This is a genomic window from Vibrio sp. RC586 (genome assembly GCF_000176715.1).
Taxonomy (GTDB): domain Bacteria; phylum Pseudomonadota; class Gammaproteobacteria; order Enterobacterales; family Vibrionaceae; genus Vibrio.
On sequence record NZ_ADBD01000006.1, the window covers coordinates 1 to 16,899 of the forward strand.

Sequence of the window (16,899 nt, forward strand, 5' to 3'; positions counted from 1 at the left end):
ATAAACTGTCGTGTCAAACACTTTTTTCAGTTTATTTTCGTTGGCGATTTCACCACCTAAAATACCGAACTGAATCACTGCTAACGCTTGTTGCGTCTGCCGTGTCAGTGAGGGCGGATTATAGAGAAGCTAGTTATATTGGCAAGCACTTTTTAGAAGTTTTTTAAAGATTTCGGATGCTTGGTGATGTTTTAGGCATAATTGGCTATTTATTAATGATTAGGCCATCTACTATACCCAGTACTCGCTTATAAAAAGGTGAAATCATGAGTTCAATTCGTAGCTACAAAGGTATTACGCCCAAAATGGGAGAAAAGGTTTATGTGGATGCCAGTGCAGTCATCGTGGGTGACATTGAATTAGATGATGATGCCAGCATTTGGCCTTTAGTGGCCGCTCGTGGTGATGTAAACCACATTCGGATTGGAAAGCGCACTAATATTCAAGACGGTTCTGTATTGCATGTCACCCACAAAAATGCTGAAAACCCGAATGGTTATCCTCTACTGATAGGAGAGGATGTAACGGTTGGGCATAAAGTCATGCTGCATGGTTGCACTATTCATGATCGAGTATTAGTCGGTATGGGTTCTATAGTGTTGGATGGCGCTGTGATTGAAAGTGATGTGATGATTGGCGCGGGCAGTTTAGTGCCTCCAGGCAAGCAACTCGAAAGTGGCTTTCTTTATATAGGCAGCCCAGTAAAACAAGCACGCCCACTCAATGATAAGGAGCGTGCTTTTCTCTTAAAGTCCTCAAGCAACTACGTTCAGAGTAAAAATGACTATCTGAATGACGTTAAAACCGTTCGCGAGTGATCTCAATTTGACCTAGAGCGTTAAACATTTCGTCTTCTATCGCCTGTTCGGCGAGTTCCTCTAGGTCAAAACGCCACTCACTGAATACCGTCATTACGTGTTGCGATTCTGCTAAGGCTTCGCCTGAGAGTTCTTGTAGAACTTGACGTGCCACAAGACATTCGATTAATGCTCCGTTTTGCTGAGCAAAAAATACGACGGCTTGTTTGCTCTCATCCCAATGCTGTAAATCTGGAAACAGGATGGATTGGTTCATAGTGCCCCCTCAAGATTTTTACGCAGCTCGCGCAAAATTTGTTTGGTTCCCGGACGTAACCCTCGCCATAACATAAAACTTTCCGCGGCTTGCCCCACCAGCATACCTAAGCCATCAATCACCTGCGCACAACCTTGTTGTAGAGCCCATTGGTTAAACACGGTATGCCCTTTGCCATACATCATGTCATAACATATTGAATGGGCAGCGAAAATCACTGGCTGAATCGCGGGCAACTCACCTTCTAAACTGGCTGAGGTCGAGTTAATGATCACATCATAGCTTTGAGTAAGCTCTGTGAATGGTTTGGCTATCACTGCACCGTACGGTGCCAGTAGTTCCGCCAATTGTTCGGCTTTAGATAACGTCCGATTGGTAATCGTAATCGAGGCGGGCTTTTGATCCAGCAGTGGTTTGAGCACGCCACGCGCCGCACCACCTGCGCCTATCAACAAAATATTCGCGCCTTTGAGTTGCACTTGTTGAGCAAGTAGATCTTGCACCAAGCCTTCACCATCGGTGTTGTCTCCCAATATTTCACCGTCATCTAACTTTTTGAGCGTGTTCACAGCCCCAGCCAACCGAGCGCGTTCCGTCAGTCGCCCAGCAAAACGATAGGCGTCTTCTTTGAAAGGCACCGTCACATTACAGCCTCGGCCACCTTGCGCAAAAAAGTGACTCGCGGCCTCGATAAACCCATCGACTGGCGCACATTGCGCGGTATAGGTCATGGGCTGCTGGGTTTGACGCGCAAACAGCGTATGAATAAAGGGGGATTTACTGTGGTTAATGGGATTACCAAAAACTACATACTGATCGATTTGAGAAGCCATATCCTTGCCTACACAATCAAAAGGGTCACTTGCTCGACCCTATCACTCACAACTTCAAGTGTCACCATTCACGCGGCACTAAAAACTCGCTCAACTGGGCTTCTGGGGTATCGGACTCAGGTTGATAAGCGTATTCCCAACGCGCTAGAGGCGGCATCGACATCAAAATTGACTCGGTACGCCCACCGGTTTGCAGACCAAACAGCGTGCCGCGATCCAACACCAAATTAAATTCAACATATCGACCACGACGATAGAGTTGGAATTGGCGCTCACGCTCTGTAAAGGGTGTGTTTTTACGTTTTTCGACAATCGGCACATAAGCTTGGGTATAACCTTCACCGACCGCCTGCATATAGGCGAAACATTGTTCGAATGGCCACTCATTCAGATCATCAAAAAACAATCCACCGATGCCGCGTGTTTCATTGCGGTGCGGTAAGTAGAAGTAGCGATCACACCATGCTTTATGCTGGTTATAGATGTCCGCACCAAAAGGTGCGCAGAGATTTTTTGCAGTGTGGTGCCAGAACTGACAATCCTCAACAAAGGGGTAAAACGGCGTAAGGTCAAAACCACCCCCAAACCACCAGATCGGGGCTTCGCCCTCTTTTTCAGCAATAAAAAAGCGCACATTGGCATGAGAAGTTGGGATATACGGATTTTTCGGATGCATGACCAGAGAAACCCCCATGGCTTCAAAACGACGCCCCGCCAACTCTGGGCGATGGGCCGTGGCGGAACCCGGCATCTGTTCACCAAACACATGGGAAAAATTTACACCGCCTTGTTCGAAAACGGCACCATCGCGCATCACTCGGGTACGGCCACCGCCCCCCAACTTTTCACCCGACTCACGTTGCCATGCATCTTCAATAAATTGCGCTTGGCCATCTGCGGCTTCCAATTGCTGGCAAATTTGATCTTGTAACTGCAGCAAAAAGCTCTTCACTGCTTGTTTATCTATGTTTGACTTCACGTTCTCTCCTGCGCAGGGTTATCCCTGTCTTAACACTTGTAAACTGCGTGCATCGCGAATTTCGCTCGGACCACAACGGCCACTGGTTTCACCTTCCAACACGGTCTCAATTTGATTTCCTAACTGAGCCACCACTTCTTGCCGTGTGGTGCAAGCCGGTTGCCCACTCAAGTTGGCACTGGTTGACGTTAATGGTTTACCAAACGCCAAACACAATTGCTGCACTAACGGATGATTAGACACTCGCACCGCCACCGTATCAAACTGACCGCGCACCCAGCTTGGAGTATCAACACTTGCGGGCATCACCCAAGTTAAAGGAGCGGGCCAAGAAGCCAAAACTTGCAGCAATTGTTGTTCTGTCAGTTGGTCTTCATCAATGTAAGGGCGTAACTGCTCATAGTTTGCGGCAATCAAGATCACCCCTTTTTCAATCGGACGTTGCTTAATCGCGAGTAAACGCAGCATCGCGGCTTGGTTATCCGGATCACAGCCTAAACCAAATACCCCCTCGGTAGGATAGGCAATCACACCGCCACTTTGCAGCACATGCACCGCTTGTTGCAGATTGTCCACTTTATTGACTCCTATATATCACTCAATAGCAGTGTACGAATAGTATGGCGATTGACCAGTGATTCTCGCCACCAACAAAAGGCAAACGTTTGCTTGAGATAAAAATCCCCGTATAATGCGCCGCAATACGGGTTTACCCGACCAATTTAAACACTGAAGGAGTTTGAGATGACAGTCGGTATTATCATGGGTTCCAAATCAGACTGGCCAACCATGAAACACGCAGCAGAGATGCTTGACCAGTTTGGTGTGGCTTATGAAACCAAGGTGGTTTCGGCACATCGTACTCCTCATCTGCTGGCCGACTACGCCTCAAGCGCCAAAGAACGTGGTTTACAAGTGATCATCGCTGGGGCTGGCGGTGCGGCGCATCTGCCGGGAATGACGGCAGCGTTTACAAGCCTGCCTGTTTTAGGTGTACCCGTTCAATCACGCGCTCTATCTGGCCTCGACTCCTTATACTCCATTGTGCAGATGCCAAAAGGTATTGCGGTGGGCACATTAGCGATTGGTGAAGCGGGTGCCGCGAATGCGGGCTTGCTCGCTGCGCAAATCATCGGCATTCACAATCCCGAAGTGATGAGCAAGGTAGAAGTCTTCCGCGCCAAGCAAACACAGTCCGTGTTAGACAACCCAAATCCTGCGGAGGAGTAACGGATGCGTGTTTTAGTTCTGGGAGCTGGCCAGCTGGCGCGCATGATGTCTCTAGCCGGAGCACCATTGAATATTGAGACGATTGCGTTTGATGTCGGTAGCGAAAACATTGTGCATCCCTTAACTCAAACCGTGCTCGGCCACGGATTGGGGCAAGCGATTGAGCAAGCGGACGTGATCACGGCTGAGTTTGAACACATTCCCCATCCGATCCTCGATCTCTGTGCTCGCAGCGGCAAGCTTTACCCAAGTGCTGAAGCGATCAAAGCCGGTGGCGATCGTCGATTAGAAAAAGCCTTATTAGATCGTGCCCAAGTGGCGAATGCTCGCTATGCAATTATTCGTAGCCGAGACGATCTGACCTCAGCTATCTCTGAGATTGGATTGCCTATGGTGCTGAAAAGTGCACTCGGTGGCTATGACGGCAAAGGTCAATGGCGTTTAAAAGAACAAGCTCAGGTCGACAATATCTGGGGTGAGTTAGCACAGTATCTTGAAGCAAATCCAGAACAAGCGATTGTGGCAGAAGAATTTGTGGCTTTTAATCGCGAAGTATCACTGGTGGGTGCTCGCAACGTCGCAGGTGATATTGTGGTTTATCCTTTAGCAGAAAACGTTCACATCCAAGGTGTACTCAGCCTTTCGACGGCGATTGATGCACCTACTCTGCAAACCCAAGCGGAAGCGATGTTTAAAGCGGTGGCTGAGCAGCTTAACTATGTCGGTGTATTAGCGCTGGAATTTTTTGAAGTAAAAGGCAAGTTACTGATCAATGAAATCGCACCACGAGTTCATAACTCCGGTCACTGGACTCAACAAGGCGCGGAAACCTGCCAGTTCGAAAATCACTTACGCGCGGTATGTGGTTTGCCACTGGGTAGCACCAAACTGGTTCGTGAAACCGCGATGATCAATATTCTCGGTGAAGACCAGCTCCCATCTTCAGTGTTGGCAATGGAAGGTTGCCATGTACACTGGTACGGCAAGGCCAAACGCCCAGGGCGAAAAATGGGACACATCAATGTGACCGCTGATTACAGTGGTGAGTTGCAACGCAAACTATGCCAATTAGCGACCGTGTTAGATGAGAAGGCTTTTCCTGCCGTACACGCAGTAGCAAAGGAAATTCAGCCTTAATCCATACCTCACTAATGTAATAAAGCCGCGTCTAACGCGGCTTTAATTTTTATGCGATGGGCAAAAACCGAGGTTAACTGTCCTGAATATTCCCACATTGACGATTGGCGCACTGATAACGGATACCTGCCGCGCTCTTTTTCTCAACCATCACCGTAAAGCCACACATGGCACAAGTCTGAGCAATCGGCTTAGCGTTGAGCGCAAATTTGCATTTAGGGTAAGCATCACAGGCATAAAATAGCTTGCCGAAGCGAGACTTTCGTTCGATGAGATGACCTTTACCACAGTCAGGGCAAATAATATCTGGAGAGCTTTCCGCTTGATTAGGCGAATCCATCGACTCGATATGATGGCACTGCGGATAATGGCTACAACCAATAAACATCCCGTAACGACCTTGGCGTAGCACCAGCTCATGTCCACACTCAGGACAAGGCACACCTAACTCTTTGATGATATGGCCATCATTTTGATGCAAAGGCTTAATGTAGTCACACCCCGGATACGCAGTACAGCCGAAAAAAGGCCCGTGTTTACCGTGGCGCAGCTGCAATTCTGCGCCACATCGAGGACAGGGTGAAGATTGCAGCGCATGTTCATGGGCGGCAAACAGTTGTGGGTCGATTTTACTGCTCATAGACAATTCACAGGCTTAATGCAAAATGCCTTGTTCTTTGCTGTACAGCAGCTCTTCCATCACTGTGTAAGCATTTTCATTACCCGGGACATTGAACAGCACCATCAGGATGATCCATTTCAGGTCATCAAGCTCAAACTCATCGGTTTCTAATCCCATGACACGGTCGATCACCATTTCACGAGTTTCTGGGGTCAGCACATTGATGTGTTCAAGAAACAGCAGGAAACCACGCGATTCGAGATCCAGTCGTTCAATCTCTTCCGGCGCGTAAATACGCATTGAAGTGGGTGCACTTTTCGCAATTGCGGTTTGTGCATCGGTTTGTTGCAAAGCCGCCAGCTCTTCCAACCAGTGGAGGGCCTTGTAGATGTCTTTTTGGTGAAACCCAGCACGCAGCAGTTCATCTTCCAGCTGGTCCTGATCCACTTGCAAATCTGCATCGCTATGGACGTAGGTTTCGAACAGATACATCAGAATATCCATCATCATAGCTAGCCTCTCCCCTTTCTAATATAGCCACCAGGTACTGCAACCACATGCCCAAGGAGCTCAAGCTCCAAGAGCTGCATCATGATATCTTGCACCGGTATCTGGGTCCGGCTTGCGAGAATATCAATAGGTGTAGCTTCTACTCCTACGTTAGCTAACAGCTCGGGAAATGGCAATTCTTCATCGCCCTGCGGAGCAGAAAAAAGTGTGGCTTGGTAAGGAACCCGCTCAGAGAGTGACCAAGTGAGTGCATTTTTGAGCTCTTGATGAATTTGTTGCACGCTCTGAACTAAACAAGCCCCCTGACGAATCAACTGATTACTACCCTGACTAGAGGCATTGTAAATAGAACCTGGAACCACAAAGACCTCACGCCCCTGCTCTGCCGCATAACGCGCGGTGATCAAAGAGCCACTTTTCTCCGCAGCTTCAACCACGACCACACCAAGCGATAACCCACTAATAATACGGTTGCGTCGCGGAAAGTGATCAGCTTTGGGAGGCACATAAGGTGCAAATTCCGAGACTAAAGCGCCTTGTGTAATAATCCGCTCAGCGAGTCCTTGATGCTGTTTGGGGTAGATTTGAGTCAAACCAGAACCTAACACAGCCACAGTTTGCCCTTGTGCTTGCAAAGCGCCATCATGGGCATGTCCATCAATACCGATAGCAAGCCCACTCACCACCACTAATCCAGATTGAACTAACTCGCTAGCAAACTGACGCGCAATTTGTCGACCATCAATCGTGGCATTGCGACTACCGACAATCGCCACGGCAGGATCGTGCAAAGCCCCGCATATCCCTTCAATAAACAATACCGGAGGAGGAACTGAGATTTCTTTTAATAGGCGGGGATAAAGCGGGCAATGCGGCGTCACTATGTGGCGATTTTTCGCACCATTTCGCCATTGCAAGCATTGCTCGGCTTGCTTGGCGGCTTCCGTGGTTAAATACACCAATTGTTCTGATTTGAGCCCTAGCGCCAACCACTGCTTTGGCGTAACGCTTTGCAGTTGCGTTGGCGTTTGGGTAGCAAGGAGATGGGAAATTGTCCTGCTACCCAGCTTAGGGGTGAAGCAAAGCGCTAGCCAAATGGCTAAGTCCTGATCCTTCATTAACTGGCATCATTAACCAAATCAGTTTGTTCCGTAGATTGCGCAACCTCTGCTTGAGCTTCTTGGTTTGCAATCTGCGGCGACAGTGCCAGCACATCATTACTGATCGGGGCTGAACTGTTGGTGATCAATGCCAAGCTAAACCGCTCATAAGGGCGGATCACCATCAAGGTGCCCACTTTTAGACTGGGTAGCTGTACATCCACCTCTGAGCCTTCTTGCTGGTAAGTAAACTGGCCTTTCTTACCGTTAACTTTCGCGCCTGCTTGGTAGAGTTCAAACATACTGCCTTGCGCAAGGCCATCACTACTCCCTTGATCAATTACAACAACTTGATTCTGCCCCGCATACTGGCTGCCTTCTAGCGAACCGAGGATATGCGCTTCACTCCCAGCTGGAGCAGGCTGCGGATAGAAAGTCGTTGAGAGTTGTCGCTCTTCAATCTCCACTTCCGGTAACGCAATATCGTTAGCCAAAATCTCTTGATTTTGTTCTTGCAAGGTTAAACCACTGAAATTGCTCTCTGTCGTGGCGAGCTCACCGGTCGCGACCAAACGCAGCACAACCATCACTTCATCATCACGCTGATATTGTGCCACTTCGCGATAAATGCCCCACTTTTTCTCGGTTTGTACTCCTGTGATGTACAGCTGATCTTGCTTGGTCAGATATTTACGACCATCGCTTGAACCAATCACCCGCACGCTATCTTGCAAGGCCGCTCTCTCCATCAGGCGGTCGGACTGCAGATAAGGCAACACTAAACCTTCCTGCACAGTCGGAACGGCTTGTTTTTCCAATACACGCACTTGCGGGCTCAGTTTTCGCATCGGTTTTAGGCTGAGTACGGGTTGTCCATCGCGCCAAAACAGCGTCAGTTTATCTCCAGGATAAATCAGATGTGGGTTATCAATCTCTGGGTTGACTTGCCAAAGCCTTGGCCATAGCCATGGGCTATCAAGATACAGCGCCGAAATATCCCACAAGGTATCGCCCTTCACCACGGTATACGTTTTCGGTGCACCTTGTTTGAGAGTCAGCGGAGTTTGCTCATCCGCCCTTACCTGCCCACTCAGTAAAGTGAACGGTAATAAAGCGCAGGCAATATAACGGGTTAGTCGTGCCATGACCTAGCTTCCTTGGTCGAAAAAATAACGGGGTATCGGAGAAATCACGTCCGGATGCTGTCATTTGGGTCTTAAAATGTCTAGAATTGAGCCAACACGCATTAAGCTGTTTCGGCACAGTTCAACATTTCGAGTGTATATGTCTGTATTGCAAGTATTAACATTCCCAGATGATCGACTGCGTACCGTTGCAAAACCGGTCGAGAAAGTGACGCCAGAAATCCAACAAATCATCGATGACATGTTGGAAACCATGTATGCCGAAGAAGGCATTGGATTGGCGGCAACTCAAGTCGATATTCATCAACGTATCGTGGTGATCGATATTTCTGAAACTCGCGATCAGCCTATGGTGCTGATTAACCCAGAAATCATCGAAAAACGCGGTGAAGATGGTATTGAAGAGGGTTGTTTATCTGTCCCAGGCGCACGAGCGTTAGTTCCACGCGCTGCAGAAGTGACAGTGAAAGCACAGGATCGCAATGGTCAAGAGTACAGCTTTGAAGCTGACGACCTACTGGCTATCTGTGTACAACATGAACTCGATCATCTAGCGGGTAAGCTGTTTGTTGACTATCTGTCACCACTTAAGCGCAACCGTATTAAAGAGAAGCTAGAGAAAGTTAAACGCTTCAATGAGAAAAAATAAATTACTGTGAGGTAACCTTGAGCCAATCACTACGTATTGTCTTTGCAGGTACTCCGGATTTCGCCGCCCGTCACTTGGCGGCGTTATTGTCTTCGGAGCACGAGATCATTGCGGTCTACACCCAGCCCGATCGCCCAGCGGGTCGCGGCAAAAAACTCACTGCTAGCCCAGTTAAAACCCATGCTCTCGAGCACAACATTCCGGTTTATCAGCCTGAAAACTTTAAATCTGACGAGTCCAAGCAACAACTTGCCGCACTCAACGCCGACTTAATGGTGGTGGTAGCCTACGGTTTACTGTTGCCTAAGGTGGTTTTGGATACGCCTAAACTTGGTTGTATTAATGTACACGGCTCTATTCTGCCGCGTTGGCGTGGTGCTGCACCGATCCAACGTTCAATTTGGGCTGGTGATAGTGACACTGGCGTCACCATCATGCAGATGGATGTCGGCCTTGATACGGGCGATATGCTGAAAATTGCTACTCTACCGATCGAAGCAAGCGACACCAGTGCCTCAATGTACGACAAACTGGCCGAACTGGGGCCACAAGCCTTGTTAGAGTGCTTGCAAGAGATCGCTCAAGGTACAGCCGTTGCAGTCAAACAAGACGATACGCTGGCTAATTACGCACATAAACTCAGCAAAGAAGAAGCGCGCATCAACTGGAATGATGAAGCCGTGCATATCGAACGCTGTATTCGAGCCTTTAATCCGTGGCCAATGAGCCATTTTGAGGTGGCGGAAAACAGCATCAAAGTGTGGCACGCCCGCGTGGAAACCCGAGCGGTCACCCAAGCTTCAGGCACAATTATCCAAGCCGATAAAAGTGGGATTTATGTGGCCACTGGGCAAGGTATTCTGGTGCTCGAAAGCCTACAGATTCCTGGCAAGAAAGCCTTGCCAGTACAAGATATTCTCAACGCGCGTGCCGACTGGTTTAGTGTCGGCAGCCAACTCAGTTAATCCTGAACCCTAGTCAATCGATGGCTGGGGTTCTGCTTTTTTTGTTTAGGTTTTATTATGAATGTTCGCGCCGCTGCTGCGTCAGCTCTATACCAAGTGGTTGATTTAGGGCAATCCCTATCCAATGCTTTGCCTACCGCTCAGCAGCAAATCAGACCGCGAGATCACGCCCTGCTGCAAGAGATCTGCTATGGCGTTTTGCGCCAGTTACCACGTTTGGAATCGATTAGCCAAGCCTTGATGGAAAAGCCGTTGAAAGGCAAACAACGTGTATTCCACTTTCTGATTTTGGTTGGCTTATACCAGATCAGCTTTATGCGTATCCCTGCCCATGCGGCAGTCGGTGAAACGGTTGAAGGCGCTCAGGATCTGAAAGGCCCACGCTTGCGTGGTTTGATTAACGCAGTACTGCGCAACTACCAGCGTGAACAAGAACGTTTAGACGCTCAAGCCACCAGCCATGATGCGGGCCGTTATGGTCACCCAAGTTGGTTACTGAAATTGCTCAAAGAGAGTTACCCTGAGCAGTGGCAACAAATCGTTGAAGCCAACAACAGCAAAGCCCCAATGTGGCTGCGCGTTAACCATCAGCACCACAGCCGTGATGAATACCAAGCTCTGCTTGAACAAGCGGAAATTGCCAGCGAACCACATTCACAAGCGGAAGACGCACTTTGCTTAGTAAATCCGTGCGATGTTAACCAACTCCCCGGTTTCGCCGAAGGTTGGGTTTCAGTGCAAGATGCCGCAGCACAGTTAGCACTGACTTACCTCGCACCTAAAGCCGGAGAGCTGATCTTAGATTGCTGCGCCGCCCCAGGAGGTAAAACCGCGCACATTCTGGAGCGCACTCCGGATAGCCAAGTCGTCGCCATTGATTGTGATGAAACACGCCTCAAACGCGTACAAGAAAACCTACAGCGTTTAAAACTCAACGCGCAGGTGATTTGTGGTGATGCTCGTTACCCACAAGATTGGTGGCAAGACGAACAATTTGATCGCATCTTATTGGATGCTCCTTGTTCGGCAACAGGCGTTATTCGCCGCCATCCTGACATCAAATGGCTGCGTCGCGCGGAAGATATCCCAGCATTAGCCGAGCTACAGCGCGAAATTTTGGATGCGATGTGGCAACAACTTAAGCCCGGTGGTACTTTGGTGTACGCAACGTGCTCGATCACACCTCAAGAAAACTGCTTACAGGTCAAAGCGTTCCTTGAACGCACACCAGAAGCAAGCTTGGTAGGTTCCGATCCTGCGCAGCCCGGCCGCCAAATTCTTCCGGGAGAAGAAGCAATGGACGGTTTCTATTACGCCGTGTTAAGCAAACAGAACTGATTCGGTCAACCAAGGTGAGTCTTCACTCACCTTGGGCGTAAGTAAACAAAGAGAACAGGTTATGAAAATCATCATTCTTGGTGCAGGGCAAGTCGGCGGCACACTCGCCGAAAACTTGGTTGGCGAAAACAACGACATTACTGTGGTCGATAAAAACGCCGATCGACTGCGCGATTTACAAGATAAATATGATTTACGCGTGGTCAACGGCCATGCCAGCCACCCTGATGTGCTGCGCGAAGCTGGGGCACAAGATGCTGATATGCTGGTTGCCGTCACCAATACTGACGAAACCAACATGGCAGCCTGTCAGGTCGCTTTCACTCTGTTTAACACGCCCAACCGAATTGCCCGTATTCGCTCTCCACAATATCTGGCAGAAAAAGAAGCGCTGTTCCAATCAGGGGCAGTGCCCGTTGATCACCTGATTGCACCGGAAGAACTGGTCACCAGCTATATCGAGCGTTTGATCCAGTATCCGGGCGCATTGCAAGTGGTGAGCTTTGCGGAAGAAAAAGTCAGCCTAGTGGCGGTGAAAGCCTATTACGGTGGCCCACTGGTCGGTAATGCGCTTTCCGCCCTGCGTGATCACATGCCACACATCGATACTCGCGTGGCGGCGATTTTCCGTCAAGGCCGTCCGATTCGTCCACAAGGCACCACCATTATTGAAGCGGATGATGAAGTGTTTTTCGTTGCGGCCAGCAACCACATTCGCTCAGTGATGAGTGAATTGCAGCGTCTTGAAAAACCCTATCGTCGAATCATGATTGTCGGCGGCGGCAACATAGGCGCAAGCCTTGCAAAACGCTTGGAACACACTTACAGCGTGAAGTTGATTGAGCGAAGTTACCAGCGCGCAGAGCAGCTCTCGGAAGAGTTGGAAAACACCATCGTATTCTGTGGCGATGCGGCCGATCAGGAACTGCTGTCAGAAGAAAACATCGATCAAGTCGATGTCTTTATCGCGCTGACCAACGAAGATGAAACCAATATTATGTCGGCCATGCTTGCCAAACGCATGGGCGCCAAAAAAGCCATGGTGCTGATCCAGCGCAGTGGCTATGTCGATTTAGTTCAAGGCGGTGTGATTGATGTGGCCATATCACCCCAGCAAGCCACCATCTCAGCCCTGTTAACCCACGTGCGCCGTGCCGATATCGTGAACGTATCTTCTTTGCGTCGTGGCGCTGCAGAGGCCATCGAAGCCATTGCTCACGGAGATGAAGCGACGTCAAAAGTGGTTGGGCGAGCCGTGGGAGATATCAAACTGCCACCGGGCACCACCATCGGCGCTATTGTTCGCGGTGAAGAAGTGCTGATTGCCCATGACCGCACTGTCATCGAGCAAGACGACCATGTCGTCATGTTCTTGGTCGATAAAAAATATGTGCCCGATGTGGAAGCTCTATTCCAGCCGAGCCCATTCTTCTTGTAGGGGTTGGCGTCATGCTCAACTTACGCCCCATTACGTTTATCATCGGGCTAGTGCTCTCCAAGCTGGCTCTGTTTATGTATATTCCCACCCTCGTTGCCTTTTTTACCGGTAGCGGTGGTTTTCTCGATTTTGCACAAGCGGTGATCATCACTCATCTTGTCGCGTTTTTCTGTTTGAGCATTGGCCGCACCGAAAACTTCCGATTAAACGTGCGCGATATGTTTTTGATCACCAGCTTGGTATGGGCGATTGCCAGCGCCTTTGCAGCGCTGCCTTTTGTGTTTATCAACCACATCACCTTTACTGATGCCTATTTTGAAACCATGTCCGGCCTCACCACAACTGGCTCAACCGTACTCAGCGGTTTAGACTCTATGCCACCCAGTATTTTGTTGTGGCGATCCATTCTGCAATGGTTAGGTGGTGTGGGCTTTATTGTCATGGCGGTTGCCGTATTGCCTATGCTCAACGTGGGCGGGATGAAACTATTCCAAACCGAATCATCTGACTGGTCTGATAAAAGTAGCCCACGCGCGAAAACTGTCGCGAAAAACATTGTGGCCGTGTATTTGGTGCTCACCGGCCTCTGTTTCATGGGCTACATCGCCACGGGAATGACTCCATTTGAGGCGATTAACCACGCCTTTACCACGTTATCCACCGGTGGGTATTCCACCAGCGATAGCTCAATGAATCGCTTCTCTCACGGTGCACATTGGGTCGCAACCCTGTTTATGTTTCTCGGCGGCTTGCCATTCTTACTGTTTGTACAAGCACTACGCAAACAGAGCCCACGCGCACTCTTTAAAGATGAACAAGTACGAGGCTTTTTCTGGCTATTTACGATCTCAAGCTTGATTGTCGCCACTTGGCTATGGTTGAAAAATGACTACGCAATTTTCGATGCACTACGCGTTTCGATGTTCAACATTGTCTCAGTCGTCACCACCACTGGATTTGGTCTCGATGACTTCACCGCGTGGGGTGCACTCCCCTCAACGATTTTTGCGTTCTTGTTGATGGCCGGAGCCTGTTCTGGCTCAACCTCTGGTGGCATTAAAGTGTTCCGCTTCCAAATTGCGATGGCACTGCTGAAAAAACAGCTACTCAACTTAGTTCACCCATCCGGTATTTTCATTCAGCGCTATAACCAGCGCCCAGTTAACGAAGAGGTCATCCGCTCTGTAGTCGCATTCGGTTTGACTTTCTTTATCACGATCGTGCTATTGGCTGGAGGGCTATCAGCCATGGGGCTCGACCCCATAACCAGTATTTCAGGCGCAGTAACTGCTGTGGCAAACGTGGGCCCAGGCATGGGCAATGTCATAGGCCCAACAGGTAACTTTGCTCCACTGCCTGATGCCGCAAAATGGTTACTGAGCTTTGGTATGTTAATGGGGCGCTTGGAGATCCTGACCATCTTAGTGCTGTTTTTCCCCGCATTCTGGCGACATTAAAAAGGAAGCATGATGAAACACTTCGTATTGGCGGCCAGTTTAGCAAGCCTGTCCGCTTTCGCTGGAGCCGGAGAAATCTTGCGATTGAAAGATGGTCGCGCCATTCAACTCAACGATGATTTCACTTGGCACTATATCGCGTCAGAAGAAAACTCAGCGGACAAGCCTCATGCCGCCCCCTTGATTGTCCAACCCACATTAACCGGTGTAGTTGTGACGCTCGGGGACAATCGCCCCATATTGCAGCTCAGTGACTCCGGTGTCGATGTGGTACTCAGTGCGCCACGCTACGAGCAAGGTCAATTGAAACTCGACAGCGCCATTACTAACCAAAGTAGTCAATCGGTGATTGCCGTTCGTTTGGCTATTCGGGTGCAAGATGCACAAGGTCAATGGAGTGAAGAACAAGAAGTGACAATTTGGCAGTCGATTAAGCGTATGGCCGAAACTTATTTGCGCCCACATACCTCTGTGGAGGGGAAATCCCTTGAGTTAATTCTCGAAGAGCAGAGTCAGTACACTCTGTATGCCACCATCAAGCAGATCGAAACGCGCTAATCCAAATAGCGCGCTTCTTTGGCTCATCAATGAGAGCACTAAACCGGCTCAACATAGAGATAAATTGCTAAGAAATGGCACGCACACCCCGCAAGCACAAAGGCGTGCCAAATCGCATGGTTATAGGGAATACGCTTCGCCACATAGAAAATGACCCCGAGCGAATAGATAAGCCCACCCACAGCTAATAAAGTCAAACCGCCGACTTCCAAATGAATCGCCAACTGATAAATCACGATCAGCGATAGCCAACCCATGGTCAGATACGTCACCAAAGAGAGCTTCTTGAAGCGATAGACAAAAGCAATCTTCATCAAAATGCCCATGAGAGCGAGCGACCAGATCACTATCATCAACCCAACCGCCAATGGTGTTCTTAAACTCACCAATAAAAACGGCGTATAGCTACCGGCAATCAACAGATAAATAGCACAATGGTCAAAGGTTTTTAACCAACGCTTAGCACGCCGGTAAGGGATGGAATGATAAAGCGTAGAAGCTAGAAATAACGCAATCATGCTGCCGCCATAAATGCTCATGCTGGTAATGGTCAATGCATCCGCTTGGTGATCGACCGCTTTGACGAGCAACAGCACTAAGCCGACTATCCCTAAAATAAGGCCCACACCATGGCTAATGGCATTGGCCACTTCTTCCTTAAAAGCATAACTGTTCGACATACACACCTAACCCAAACCCAAAACGTGGCATCAGTATGTCACATTGAGCTTACAAGTGTTAGCTAAAAGTTGGCGTGTTTTATCAGCAGTGACTATCCAAAAAAGCCAAAACACTTTTCCCTGCATCTTGTGGGGAAGTATGGCCAGATAGTGCTAAGTGGCGTTTCAACTCTCCTCGTCCTAACAGACTCGCCAACATACCTGATGCACCACGTTGATAGCGATCCACCTCAAACCAGAGTTGCAAAGAATCTTTATCACGGTAAGCCACGATTTCGACTTCACGCCAACGCCCATGAAAAGGCCCAGCTGTGGGGACAAATTCAAACTCTTGCACAAAAGGCAGAGCAAACCCTTTGGCTTGCTCACACTCAACCTGACGTAAACGCAGGCCTTGTGCTTCCAACGCACTAAAAATGCCATCCATCAGAGGATCGGGACGCACGGTGAGAATATCTTTATCTGTCGGATCGAATGCCCTTGCGATATCCAAGCCCGTTTCCAACCAAACTTTCGCATCACCAATGGTCACGGGCGTATTCCAAGGGATCGCGAGTTCAATATCAAAATCCCGAGTTTCACCCGCCTCAATCGCAAAAGCATAGGGTAAAGACCAACTGGCTAGCGTATAGGTATGAGGAATACGGCGAATTTGCTGGCCTTGCTGCTGGCCACGATCTTCAGCTGCTTCTGCGATATAACGGCAACAAAGTTTGAGTTCAATATTATCAATCTCTTGAGCCGTTGCTCCGCCATAAACATGAATAATGACTTTCACAGATTGACCAGGATAGAGCACTTCCTGCAGCAACACCGAATCAACTTTGGCTGCACCAATCCCAAAACTGGCGAGGGTTTTCTTGATAAACGACATAGATGCCTCCTGTGGTGAGTACTGCATAATAAAAGCTAAACCTAATCTCACTCAATCCACGCAGTGGAAAATAAATGTGACGCAAAATTGGTCAACTATCGATCATTTTAGCAACTGGTGCTAATCTATCTGCGATATGAACACATATCATTATTCCTGTCTCATTGTTCGGATCGGCAATCGCCAAAAGAGTGAATCGAGATAACGTTCGTTATCACAATCCACTCATAATGATTCAGGGTTTAACATCGGCAATGGATATGCCTGACAGTTAGGTTATGTAATGCGCACAGCTACCGTCAGGTTTTCA

19 protein-coding genes are annotated in these 16,899 nt (G+C 48.9%); 9 read left to right on the plus strand and 10 right to left on the minus strand.

Annotation, left to right across the window (positions count from 1 at the left end; genetic code table 11):
• Positions 1 to 266: 266 nt before the first annotated feature.
• Positions 267 to 818, plus strand: a complete 552-nt coding sequence (locus VOA_RS14335) for a gamma carbonic anhydrase family protein (RefSeq protein WP_000095094.1) — start codon at positions 267 to 269, stop codon at positions 816 to 818.
• Here the strand turns inward: VOA_RS14335 and VOA_RS14330 are convergent.
• The 4 genes from VOA_RS14330 to VOA_RS14315 form a co-directional block, all read right to left on the minus strand.
• Positions 799 to 1,074, minus strand: a complete 276-nt coding sequence (locus VOA_RS14330; protein ID WP_001076447.1) for a DUF1488 domain-containing protein — start codon at positions 1,072 to 1,074, stop codon at positions 799 to 801. The two genes, VOA_RS14335 and VOA_RS14330, sit on opposite strands and share 20 nt — an antisense overlap.
• Positions 1,071 to 1,907 (minus strand): shikimate dehydrogenase, encoded by an 837-nt coding sequence (gene aroE, locus VOA_RS14325; protein WP_000168158.1) that lies wholly within the window; start codon positions 1,905 to 1,907, stop codon positions 1,071 to 1,073. The genes VOA_RS14330 and aroE overlap by 4 nt, the downstream gene beginning before the upstream one ends.
• A gap of 61 nt (positions 1,908 to 1,968) precedes the next feature.
• A complete protein-coding gene (gene hemF / locus VOA_RS14320) occupies positions 1,969 to 2,886 on the minus strand; it encodes an oxygen-dependent coproporphyrinogen oxidase (RefSeq protein ID WP_000841191.1) in 918 nt (305 codons plus the stop codon).
• 18 nt (positions 2,887 to 2,904) lie between these two features.
• Entirely contained in the window at positions 2,905 to 3,462 is a 558-nt protein-coding gene (locus VOA_RS14315) for an L-threonylcarbamoyladenylate synthase (RefSeq protein WP_000369452.1), read from the minus strand.
• 168 nt (positions 3,463 to 3,630) lie between these two features.
• On the opposite strand from VOA_RS14315, the gene purE reads away from it, so the two are divergent.
• Both purE and VOA_RS14305 read left to right on the plus strand, forming a co-directional pair.
• Positions 3,631 to 4,116: a 5-(carboxyamino)imidazole ribonucleotide mutase gene (gene purE, locus VOA_RS14310; protein ID WP_000215769.1), complete on the plus strand. Its 486-nt coding sequence runs from the start codon at positions 3,631 to 3,633 to the stop codon at positions 4,114 to 4,116.
• Positions 4,117 to 4,119: 3 nt separating this feature from the next.
• The gene (locus VOA_RS14305) at positions 4,120 to 5,253 is read left to right on the plus strand and encodes a 5-(carboxyamino)imidazole ribonucleotide synthase (RefSeq protein ID WP_001265405.1); all 1,134 of its coding nucleotides are present in this window, start codon (positions 4,120 to 4,122) and stop codon (positions 5,251 to 5,253) included.
• Between the two features lie 73 nt (positions 5,254 to 5,326).
• Here VOA_RS14305 and VOA_RS14300 read toward each other — a convergent pair whose 3' ends face one another.
• From VOA_RS14300 to VOA_RS14285, 4 genes are read right to left on the minus strand one after another with little or no spacing between them, the layout of a single operon-like run.
• Positions 5,327 to 5,893: a DNA topoisomerase family protein gene (locus VOA_RS14300; RefSeq protein WP_000095518.1), complete on the minus strand. Its 567-nt coding sequence runs from the start codon at positions 5,891 to 5,893 to the stop codon at positions 5,327 to 5,329.
• 15 nt (positions 5,894 to 5,908) lie between these two features.
• Complete coding sequence (locus tag VOA_RS14295; protein ID WP_000979769.1) at positions 5,909 to 6,385, minus strand: DUF494 family protein; 477 nt, start codon at positions 6,383 to 6,385, stop codon at positions 5,909 to 5,911.
• 2 nt (positions 6,386 to 6,387) lie between these two features.
• The gene (gene dprA, locus VOA_RS14290) at positions 6,388 to 7,503 is read right to left on the minus strand and encodes a DNA-processing protein DprA (protein WP_000654781.1); all 1,116 of its coding nucleotides are present in this window, start codon (positions 7,501 to 7,503) and stop codon (positions 6,388 to 6,390) included.
• A complete protein-coding gene (locus VOA_RS14285) occupies positions 7,503 to 8,630 on the minus strand; it encodes a LysM peptidoglycan-binding domain-containing protein (protein ID WP_000113365.1) in 1,128 nt (375 codons plus the stop codon). The genes dprA and VOA_RS14285 overlap by 1 nt, the downstream gene beginning before the upstream one ends.
• Positions 8,631 to 8,769: 139 nt before the next feature.
• On the opposite strand from VOA_RS14285, the gene def reads away from it, so the two are divergent.
• The 6 genes from def to VOA_RS14255 all read left to right on the plus strand — a co-directional run bounded on the left by def (position 8,770) and on the right by VOA_RS14255 (position 15,035).
• The gene (def, locus tag VOA_RS14280; RefSeq protein WP_000115004.1) at positions 8,770 to 9,279 is read left to right on the plus strand and encodes a peptide deformylase; all 510 of its coding nucleotides are present in this window, start codon (positions 8,770 to 8,772) and stop codon (positions 9,277 to 9,279) included.
• A 17-nt stretch (positions 9,280 to 9,296) separates the two neighbouring features.
• Complete coding sequence (gene fmt / locus VOA_RS14275) at positions 9,297 to 10,244, plus strand: methionyl-tRNA formyltransferase (RefSeq protein ID WP_000083520.1); 948 nt, start codon at positions 9,297 to 9,299, stop codon at positions 10,242 to 10,244.
• A gap of 57 nt (positions 10,245 to 10,301) precedes the next feature.
• The gene (gene rsmB / locus VOA_RS14270; RefSeq protein ID WP_001102811.1) at positions 10,302 to 11,582 is read left to right on the plus strand and encodes a 16S rRNA (cytosine(967)-C(5))-methyltransferase RsmB; all 1,281 of its coding nucleotides are present in this window, start codon (positions 10,302 to 10,304) and stop codon (positions 11,580 to 11,582) included.
• Between the two features lie 61 nt (positions 11,583 to 11,643).
• Positions 11,644 to 13,020, plus strand: coding sequence for a Trk system potassium transporter TrkA (gene trkA / locus VOA_RS14265; RefSeq protein WP_000691365.1), 1,377 nt, complete (start codon positions 11,644 to 11,646; stop codon positions 13,018 to 13,020).
• 11 nt (positions 13,021 to 13,031) lie between these two features.
• Complete coding sequence (locus tag VOA_RS14260) at positions 13,032 to 14,477, plus strand: TrkH family potassium uptake protein (RefSeq protein WP_000933520.1); 1,446 nt, start codon at positions 13,032 to 13,034, stop codon at positions 14,475 to 14,477.
• Between the two features lie 12 nt (positions 14,478 to 14,489).
• Entirely contained in the window at positions 14,490 to 15,035 is a 546-nt protein-coding gene (locus tag VOA_RS14255; RefSeq protein ID WP_000680278.1) for a DUF3157 family protein, read from the plus strand.
• A gap of 38 nt (positions 15,036 to 15,073) precedes the next feature.
• Here the strand turns inward: VOA_RS14255 and trhA are convergent, their stop codons facing one another.
• Complete coding sequence (gene trhA / locus VOA_RS14250; RefSeq protein WP_000072042.1) at positions 15,074 to 15,715, minus strand: PAQR family membrane homeostasis protein TrhA; 642 nt, start codon at positions 15,713 to 15,715, stop codon at positions 15,074 to 15,076.
• 82 nt (positions 15,716 to 15,797) lie between these two features.
• Positions 15,798 to 16,589: a sporulation protein gene (locus VOA_RS14245; protein WP_000008123.1), complete on the minus strand. Its 792-nt coding sequence runs from the start codon at positions 16,587 to 16,589 to the stop codon at positions 15,798 to 15,800.
• Positions 16,590 to 16,899 lie beyond the last annotated feature (310 nt).